The following is a 9,070-nucleotide window of genomic DNA, read 5'->3' as shown; positions in this document are numbered from 1 at the left end:
ACCATAGGTGGCCGTTACCGAAGAAACGGATATGCACACCACACCACACCACCACTCAAATCCTGCGTCTACGCCCCAACTGCGGAATCCCCAAAGCAGGCACCACCTCCACCCGCTCCACCCGCCTCCCAACCACCCCCGCCAACCCCACCACCGTCGGCTGACTGAACAACGAGCGCGCATCCACCTCCAACCCCGCCTTACGCATCCGCGCCACCACCCCCACGGCCAACAACGAATGCCCTCCCAACTCAAAAAAGTGATCCTGACGCCCCACCCGGTCCAGCTTCAACACCTCAGCCCAAACCCCCGCAATCACCGCCTCCACCTCCCCCCGAGGCGGTTCATAGGCACGACTCAAAACCGCCTCCACCCCAGGCTCCGGCAACCCCTTGCGATCCAGCTTCCCCGCCGGATTAAGCGGCCACGCCTCCATGTGCACAAACGCCGAAGGCACCATGTACTCAGGCAACCCCTCCACCATGTAACTGCGCAACGCCTCAAGCCCCGGCACCGCATCACGAACAGTGAAATACGCCACCAACCGCTCATCCCGAATCAACGCCGCCACCTCGCGCAATGCAGGATGCGCCGCCAACCGCGCCTCAACCTCCCCCAGCTCCAGCCGCACCCCACGCAGCTTCACCTGAAAGTCATTGCGCCCCAGAAACTCCAGGTTCCCGTCCGGCAAATACCGCACCAGATCCCCCGTGCGATACAACCGATCCCCCGCCACAAACGGGCTATCGATAAACCGCTCCGCCGTCATCTGCTCCAACCCCAGATACCCGCGAGCCACGCCCACCCCGCCGATATGCAACTGCCCACTGCACCCCAGCGGCACCGGCCGATCATGCTCATCCAATACGTAAAGCCGGGTATTACTGATGGCCCGCCCAATCGGCAACTGCAACCCCGGCACCGGCGCACCCGGCTCCAGCGTCCAGGCACTGCTGTCCACCGTCGCCTCGGTCGGTCCGTAGACGTTATGCAAGCGCACCTTGGGCAATCGCGCCTGAACCCCACGGGCCAAGGCCTCTGTCAGCTCCCCACCACCGCATAAAACGTCGGTAAGGCTGGTACAAAGCGCAGACTCCTCCAGCTCCAGAAACTGCTGCAACATCGCCGGCACAAACTTGATCACGCTGACCTGTTGCTCACGAATCACCTGCGCCAGGTACGCCGGTTCACGGTGCCCATCGGGACGCGCCAGGACCAGGCGCATGCCATTGGTCAGCGGCCAGAACAGCTCCCACACCGAACCGTCAAAACTGAACGGCGCCCGCTGCAACAACGCGCCACCCTCGGCATTCGGGCACAGTTGCGAGCCCCAGTGCATCAGGTTGCCCAGGCCCCGATGCTCGATCATCACGCCCTTGGGCGTGCCGGTGGAGCCGGAGGTGTACATCACGTACGCCAGGTTGCGTACGCTCAGCCCCGGCACTCGCGGGTTGCCTTCAGGCGCCTGCTGCCAGGCGCCGTGGTCGAGGTCGATCACCGGTATCGACACCTCCCCCGGCAAATCCCGGGTCGCGCCGTGTACCAGCAAGGCGACCGGCGCGCTGTCTTGCAGCATGTAGGCGAGACGCTCGCGAGGGTAGCCCGGGTCCAACGGTACATAGGCGCCCCCCGCCTTGAGGATGGCCAGCAAGCCCACCACCAGGTCCAACCCGCGCTCGACACACAAGGCGACCCGCGAATCCGGCTGCACGCCGCGCTCGCGCAGGTGATAGGCCAGGCGGTTGGCGCGCTCGTTGAGCTGGCGGTAAGTCAGTTGCTGCTCACCGGCCTGCACCGCCACCGCGTGAGGTGTGTGCCGGGCATGGGCTTCGAACAGGGCGTGGACGGTCTGGTCCACGGGGTAGTCGGTTTCGCTGGCGTTGAAGTCCACCAGTTGCTGTTGCAGTTCGGTCGCGGGCAGCACCTGCACATCGAACAGCGGCGCCTCGGGCGTCTCCACCAATCCCGCCAGCACCGTGCCAAGGTAGTCCAGCAGGCGCTGGGCACCGACCTTGCGGGGCGCCTTGGCCTTGAGCCGGAAACCGCTGGCCAGGTCGTCCACCGTCAGCATCAGTGGGTAGCTGAGGATGTCTTCGCTGCTCAGCAATTCGATGCCGGGCTGCAGCACCTCGAGTGCCTCGACCGAGACATGCCGGTAATTCAGCAGGCTGTTGAACAGCGGTGTGACGCCGCTGCAACGCTGGGCCAACGCCAGGGACGCTTGCTCGTGGGCGAGCAAGGCGCTGAGTTGCTGCTGCGTCTGCCTGATCGCCTCGCGCACCGTCACCCCGGCCAGGCGTACCCGCAGCGGCAAGGTGTTGATGAACATGCCCAGGGCACGGTCGGCGCCCTCACCTGCTTGCAAACGCCCCAGCAGAACCGTACCAAACACCACATCGTCACGGCCCGAGACGCGACCCAATACCTGGGCCCACGCCAGATGAAACAGGCTCGCCGCGCTGACACCCAAGGTGCGGGCCTGCTCACGCAACAACTGGCCGAGTGCGTCGGGAAGCAGCACGTCGGCTTCCTCGGTGTCACGGCGATCCGCCTGGCGCTCCTGTAAACCGAAGGCCAGGGTCGGCTCGTCGACATCCGCCAGCCGCCCGCGAAAGAACGCTTCGTGCCCGGCCTGGCGTTCCGCTGACCGGGCCTGGGCGACCACGTTGCGATAGGGCACCGGCGCCGGCAATTGCTGTTGCTGGCCAAGCAGATGGGCCTGGATTTCCGCCATCAGTACTTGCGTCGATGTGGCGTCGTTCACCAGGTGATGGAAACGCAGCATGCCCACCCAACGGCGGTTCTGCCGGTCTTCGGCGTAATCCAGGGCCATCAGCGGCGCCTTGCGCAAGTCCAGTGGCCGCTGGCGTTCGCGCAGTTGTTCGAGAATTGAGTCCCCCTGGAGGGCCACCGATTGCACGTCCAGAATCGCCTTGCGCCACACCACTTGCATCGGTTGTTCGAGGGCATCCCACGCCAGGCTGGTGCGCAGGATGTCATGGCGGTCGATCACCTGTTGCAGCGCCTGGGCGAACGCTTCCAGCTGTTCACGGCGGGCAAAGCTGAACATCGCGTGTTGCTGGTACGGATCGCGCTCGTCAGTGATGTGGTGATACAGCAGGCCTTCCTGCAACGGCGCCAGCGGGTAGATCTCCTGCACATTGGCGGCGCCACCGGGGATCGCGGCGACGATGCGTTCTATCGTCGGCGGGTCCAGTTCGGCCAGCGCCAGCAGGTCCGGAGTAATCAATTGGCAACCTGCCGGAACACGGTTGGCCGGCACCTCAAGCTCGGTGCCCTGGCCGACCGCTGCCGCCAGTGCGGCCAGGGTCGGCTGGCCGAACAGCACCTGCACGTCGGCCTGCAACCCGACCTGGCGCATGTGCTGCACCAACTGGACCGCCAACAGCGAATGGCCGCCCAACTCGAAGAAATGGTCATGCCGCCCCACCCGCTCGACGTGCAGTACATCGGCCCAGATCTGCGCCAGGGCGATTTCCGTAGGCCCTTCGGGGGCTTCGTAAATTCGACTGATAAATGCATCGGCACCGGGTGCCGGCAAGGCCTTGCGGTCGAGTTTGCCGTTGGCCGTCAGGGGCAGCGCGTCCAGCTTTACGTAGGCCTGCGGCACCATGTAATCCGGCAAGCGTGATTTAAGATGGGCGCGAAGCGCTTCAATCGCAACCGGCGCGTGCTCGGTGAACCAGGCCAACAGTTGCCCCTCGCGTACCAGCACCACCGCTTCGGTGACCCCTTCATAAGCCGCCAGGGCGGACTCGATCTCCCCCGGCTCGATGCGCACGCCGCGAATCTTTACCTGGTCGTCGTTGCGGCCCAAATATTCAATATTCCCATCCGGCAGCCAACGCGCCAGGTCGCCGGTGCGGTACATGCGGCCTGGGTTGAATGGGTCATCAACGAAGCGCTCTGCGGTCATGTCCGGGCGGTTCAAATAGCCCCGCGCCACGCCTTTCCCGCCGACGTACAACTCGCCTGCAGTACCGATGGGCACCGGCCGCTGTTGCTCATCCAGCAGGTAGACCGCGGCATTCGCGATGGGTTTGCCGATGTGCAGCGCCTGCCCGGCCTCAACGAGGCCCGAGGTGGCAACCACGGTGGCTTCAGTGGGACCGTAGTTGTTGATCACCGCGAAACTGCGCGCCTGGTTGAACTGGCGCAGGCGGTCGCCACCAATCAGCAGCGTGCGCAAAGTCGGGTGTTCGATATTCTGGCTGAACGCATACTCGGCCACCGGCGTGGGCAGGAAGCATACGTCCAGTGGTTGCGCGCGCCACCAGGCCAGCAGCGCGTCGATGTCTTCGGCGCCGTCGTGGGCCGGCGGCAAGTGCAAGGTCGCGCCCACGCACAGCGCTGGCCAGACCTCCCAGGCCATGGCGTCAAACCCGAAACCGGCAACGCTGGCGGTATGGCTTCCCGCGTGCAAATCGAAGGCCTGGCAATGCCAGTCCACCAGGTTGGCCACGGTGTGGTGCTCCACCATCACGCCCTTGGGCAGGCCGGTGGAGCCTGAGGTGTAGATCACATACGCGAGGTTGGCGGGTGTCATCGCCACTTGCGGGTTGCGCGCCAACTGCGCCGTGGCGTGATCCAGATTGATGACCGGCACGCTCAATACCGGTAGACGCTCGAGCAAATCCGTCTGCGTCAGCACCGCCACCGGCGCGCTGTCATCGAGCAGGTAGTGCAGGCGCTCGGAAGGATGGGCCGGGTCCACCGGAACGTAACAGGCGCCGGACTTGAGAATCCCCAGCAAGCCCACCAGCGTCTCCAGGCCGCGCCGGGCGACGATCGCCACACGGTCGTCGGGCTTTACCCCGAGCACCAATAGCTGCCGCGCCAGGGCATTGGCCCGTTGATTCAATTGGTCATACGTCAATCGCTGCCCCTGATACACCGCCGCCACCGCATGCGGGGTCACCGCGGCCTGGGCCTCGACGCGCCCATGCAGGGTTTGCGCTGCGGGATAGGCCTGGGCGGTGGCGTTCCAGCGTTGCAACTGCGCGGTTTCCTCGGGCGTTATCAGCGAGAAGTCAGCCAGGGGCAACGCGGTGTTTTCCAGCCCCTGCTCCAGCACATACACCAGGCGATCGGCCAGGGCCTGCACCTCGTGTGCCTGGAAATACGCCTCGTTGTAGACGCAGTGCAGGCACGCCGTGTCGTGGTAGCGATTGCTGCGCAAGTGAATCGCCAGCGGCAACGGCTCATGGTGGTTGGACACCTTGACCGCCCGGGCCGATGCCTGGCCGTAGCGAAATTCATGGTCGTCCTGCTCATAGGACACCGACAGGTCGAACAGTTGGCCGCGGTCGGCGCGCAGCAAACCCAGCTCGCGATTCATCTCGCTCAGCGGGAAACGTTGATGTCGGAAATCCTGCTGGAGCTGGTCGCGCACGCCACGCACCAGGGCGCTGAAAGGCAGGTCGTCGCGGAACTGCAAGCGCACGGCACTGACCTGGGTGAACAGCCCCAGGGTCGAACGAAAGCGTGCATTGGAACGGTTGAGTATCGGCAGCCCCACCACCCACTCCTGGCGCTGGCCGGTGCGGCTGAAGTACAGGTACATCGCCGCCAATAACACATGGAACGCCGACGCCTGGTAATGGTTCGCCGCCCGCGCCATGCGATTGAGCAGCGCCGCCGGAAACGGTGCTACCAAGGTGTTGCTCGGCGCATCGCCCTTGGCCTGGTAACGGCGCGTCAGCAGCGGCTCTGGCAGCGCCTGGTATTTGTCCAGCCAGTAGCTGCGGTCCCGGGCGTAACGGGCCGACTCGCGATAGCGTTCATCGTTGTCGATGAACTCGATATAGGACGGCGCCGACAGGTCCGGTAGTCGGCCCTGCTCCAGGGCGCTGTAGATACCGGCGAGGGATTGCAGCATCTGGCCAAAGCCCCAGCCATCGAGAATCAGGTGGTGAGCCTGGGTGCCGAGGCGGTAATGCTGGTCATCGAGCTTGACCAGGAAGAAGCGGAACAACGGCTCGTCGACCAGCGCATAGGTTCGCGCCATCTGCGCCTGCAACAAGGCCTCGGCGGCCGCGCGGGGATCCGGCTGGCGCGAGACGTCATGCTGCGGCACCGATACCGCCATGGCCTCGGCAAACGCCTGCCGTGGCAAGCCATCGGCCGCCACTTGCAACACCGTACGCAATGCGTCGTGCTTGGCCACCAGGTGCTCGATGGCTCGCTGGATCAATGCGGGATTCACGGTGCCCGTGAGTTCGATATAACCCCCGATGTTGTACAGCGGCGAGTCACCGAGGCGCAGTTGGTCGAGCCAGATATCCCGCTGGGCGGCGGTCAGGGGGAAATACGTCATAAGATCCTTCTCATGTGAGGTGTCGATAAGGCGCACAACGCCCCATTGAGGCGAAATCAACGGGATTTAAGCATCGCCCCGGAGGGCCGTATGTCACCCGAAACCCGGACAGCCCGGGTACCGCGCCGGGGTTGGCTGATGGTTCAGTGCTGAAACGATTAAATGGATGTAGGAGATTGGCTACATCTGGCCGATGTCATATAGCCGGGCATTTCGAGAAAATTGAGTAAATATGTTTTATATCAACTAGTTAACAAACTCTAAAACCCTTTTACCCTGCAGCTTCAGCCTATATCCCTGTCGGAAATGACGAAATAATGGCGCGCTTTTTATGGCAGGTTGTGTCCCTCGTTTCCGCTACATACGTAGGACAAATCCACGTGGCTAAATGAAGCCTCGAGCACCGACCCAGGTTCAAGGAGAACGGGAGGCCTGCACACGTACGGGCAACCGTTGACGGTTTTCGACATCAAGGATGAGATGGCTATGAGTCTGACCAGCAGTATTCGGAATATGGAAAATCCGCATTTTTATTTCGAGTTGGGAGAGTTGATTTCAAGCACCGGCACTGAACACTTCGCAGCGAACATGCTGCAACTGGTCAACAAGCTGGTACCGGTTCACTTGGTGGACCTCAGTGAATGGACCCTCGACGAGCACCAGGCCTGCGTGCTCGATATCAAGTTACTTGGCAGCGACGGGTTGAAGCAGGACCTGCCGCCACCGCGCACCCTGCATCACCGCGACGATCATCCGCTGCTGAAAAAAATGCTCGGCATGAACGACCCGCTGTTGATCCAGATGAATGCCAAGGCCGACAGCACCCACACCCGCGGCACCTCCCATCAGTGCAACCTGGTATCGCGCCAGGCCAATCGGCGCTGCGTGATTTCGTTCTACCGGCCCCACACCCAACGCGCCTTTTCCCTGGCGCAGCTGTCGTTTCTCAAGAGCCTTTCGGAAACCTTGCTGCCGTTGATCGAGCGCCACGCGCAGATCAATCGACAGGCCCCGCCGGTAGCGCCCGAGCCCTCTAAAACTCCGTTGGAGCAGTCGCAATTGCAGCGCGAATTCTATAAACGCCTGTCACTCAGTGACATCACCTTATCGGCGCGGGAACAGGAGGTTTGCCTGGGGTTGTTGACCGGCGGAACCGTACCGCAGATGGCCGAGAAACTCAGCGTGAAAAACAGCTCCATCGAAACCTACCTCAAGCGCGCGGCGGCCAAACTGGGCGTGAGTGGCCGGCATGGCCTGGCCAAATGGATGGTTGGCGCGTGATGAAAAAACTGATGCTCGGCGTGGCGTGTGTGCTTGGCGGGTGTTCGTTGATCCCGGACTATCAGCGGCCCGAGGCACCGACCCCGGCGCACTTCCCGGTGTATAACGCGGACCGGGTGGGGCCATCGGCCGCCGGGCCTGACTGGCAACAGTTGTTCCGTGACCCGGTGATGCGGCAGTTGATTGGCCAGGCCCTGGTGAATAACCGTGACCTGCGGGTGGCGGCGCTGAATGTCGAAGCGTTCCAGGCGCAGTACCGCATCCAGCGTGCCGACCTGTTCCCGGCGGTGTCTGCCACGGGTGCCGAAAACCGCCAGAAAGTCCCGCGGCGCGCCACTACCACCGGCAAGTCTGCGATCACCTCTACCTATTCGGCGACATTGGGCGTCAGCGCCTACGAGCTGGATTTTTTCGGCCGTGTACGCAGCCTCAGTGAGCAGGCGATGCTGCAATACCTGGCCACTGAAGAAGCCCGGCGCAGCGCGCAACTGAGCCTGGTGGCCAACGTCGCCAACGCTTACCTGACCTGGCGCGCCGACCAGGAACTGCTGGCCCTGGCCCGGCAGACGCTGGCCTCGGACGAGCACAGCCTGCGTCTGACGTCGCGCAGTAAAACGGCGGGCAAGGCGACGTCGATCGATGTGATCCAGGCCCGGACCAGCGTCGAAAGTACCCGGGCAAGCATTGCGCGCTACCAGCGGCAGGTGGCCCAGGACCTCAACAGCCTGGCGTTGCTGGTGGGTGGGCCGGTGCCGGATTCTTTGCCGGCACAGCCGCTGTCCGACGACCTGGTAGCCCGGGTGCCGGCCGGGTTGCCGTCGGACCTGCTGCAACGGCGGCCGGATATTGTGCAGGCCGAGTATCAGCTTCAGGCGGCCAACGCGAATATTGGCGCGGCGCGGGCGGCGTTTTTTCCTTCGGTTACGCTGACGGCCAACGCGGGCACCTCGAGTAAGGATCTGTCGGGATTGTTTCAGGGGGGCTCGGGGAGTTGGGGGTTCCAGCCGCAGATCAATCTGCCGATCTTCAATGCGGGCAGCCTGCGGGCCAGCCTGGATTACGCGAAGATTCAGAAGAACATTTATGTCGCGCAGTATGAGAAGTCGATTCAGACCGCGTTCCAGGAAGTCTCGGACGGGCTGGCGGCGCGGCAAACGTATAACGAGCAACTGGCGGCGCAGCGGGATTTTGTTCGGGCCAACCAGACGTATTACGACCTGGCTCAGCACCGGTATCGCAGTGGGGTGGACAGTAATCTGGTGTTTCTGGATGCGCAGCGGTCGTTGTTCAGTTCGCAGCAGGCGTTGATTGTTGATCGGTTGGCGCAGTTGGTGGCGGAGGTGAATTTGTATACGGCGTTGGGTGGGGGGTGGGAGGGTGATTCTGCTGGGGGTGGGGGTGGGGGCATATCCGCTTCTTCGGTCACGGCGGCTTATGGTTCCGCTCTTACAG

3 protein-coding genes are annotated in these 9,070 nt (G+C 63.3%); 2 read left to right on the top strand and 1 reads right to left on the bottom strand.

Going from position 1 to position 9,070, the window contains the following annotated elements:
- Positions 1–55: 55 nt before the first annotated feature.
- Complete coding sequence (locus tag HX807_RS10025; protein ID WP_177049824.1) at positions 56–6,337, bottom strand: non-ribosomal peptide synthetase; 6,282 nt, start codon at positions 6,335–6,337, stop codon at positions 56–58.
- Between the two features lie 486 nt (positions 6,338–6,823).
- On the opposite strand from HX807_RS10025, the gene HX807_RS10020 reads away from it, so the two are divergent.
- Both HX807_RS10020 and HX807_RS10015 read left to right on the top strand, forming a co-directional pair.
- On the top strand, positions 6,824–7,618 hold the full coding sequence (locus HX807_RS10020; RefSeq protein WP_008430236.1) for a helix-turn-helix transcriptional regulator: 795 nt from the start codon (positions 6,824–6,826) through the stop codon (positions 7,616–7,618).
- Positions 7,618–9,070, top strand: a 1,453-nt coding sequence (locus HX807_RS10015) for an efflux transporter outer membrane subunit (protein WP_256349415.1), incomplete at its 3' end; no start/stop codon positions are given. The genes HX807_RS10020 and HX807_RS10015, both read left to right, overlap by 1 nt.

Source organism: Pseudomonas sp. D8002 (assembly GCF_013385695.1).
Taxonomy (GTDB): domain Bacteria; phylum Pseudomonadota; class Gammaproteobacteria; order Pseudomonadales; family Pseudomonadaceae; genus Aquipseudomonas.
This window is presented reverse-complemented; position numbering and strand designations above follow the sequence as displayed.

Bases quoted from the DNA above. Each gene is read 5' to 3' on its own strand.
- HX807_RS10025 (WP_177049824.1), bottom strand. From the start codon at position 6,337: ATGACGTATTTCCCCCTGACCGCCGCCCAGCGGGATATCTGGCTCGAC.
- HX807_RS10020 (WP_008430236.1), top strand. From the start codon at position 6,824: ATGAGTCTGACCAGCAGTATTCGGAATATGGAAAATCCGCATTTTTAT.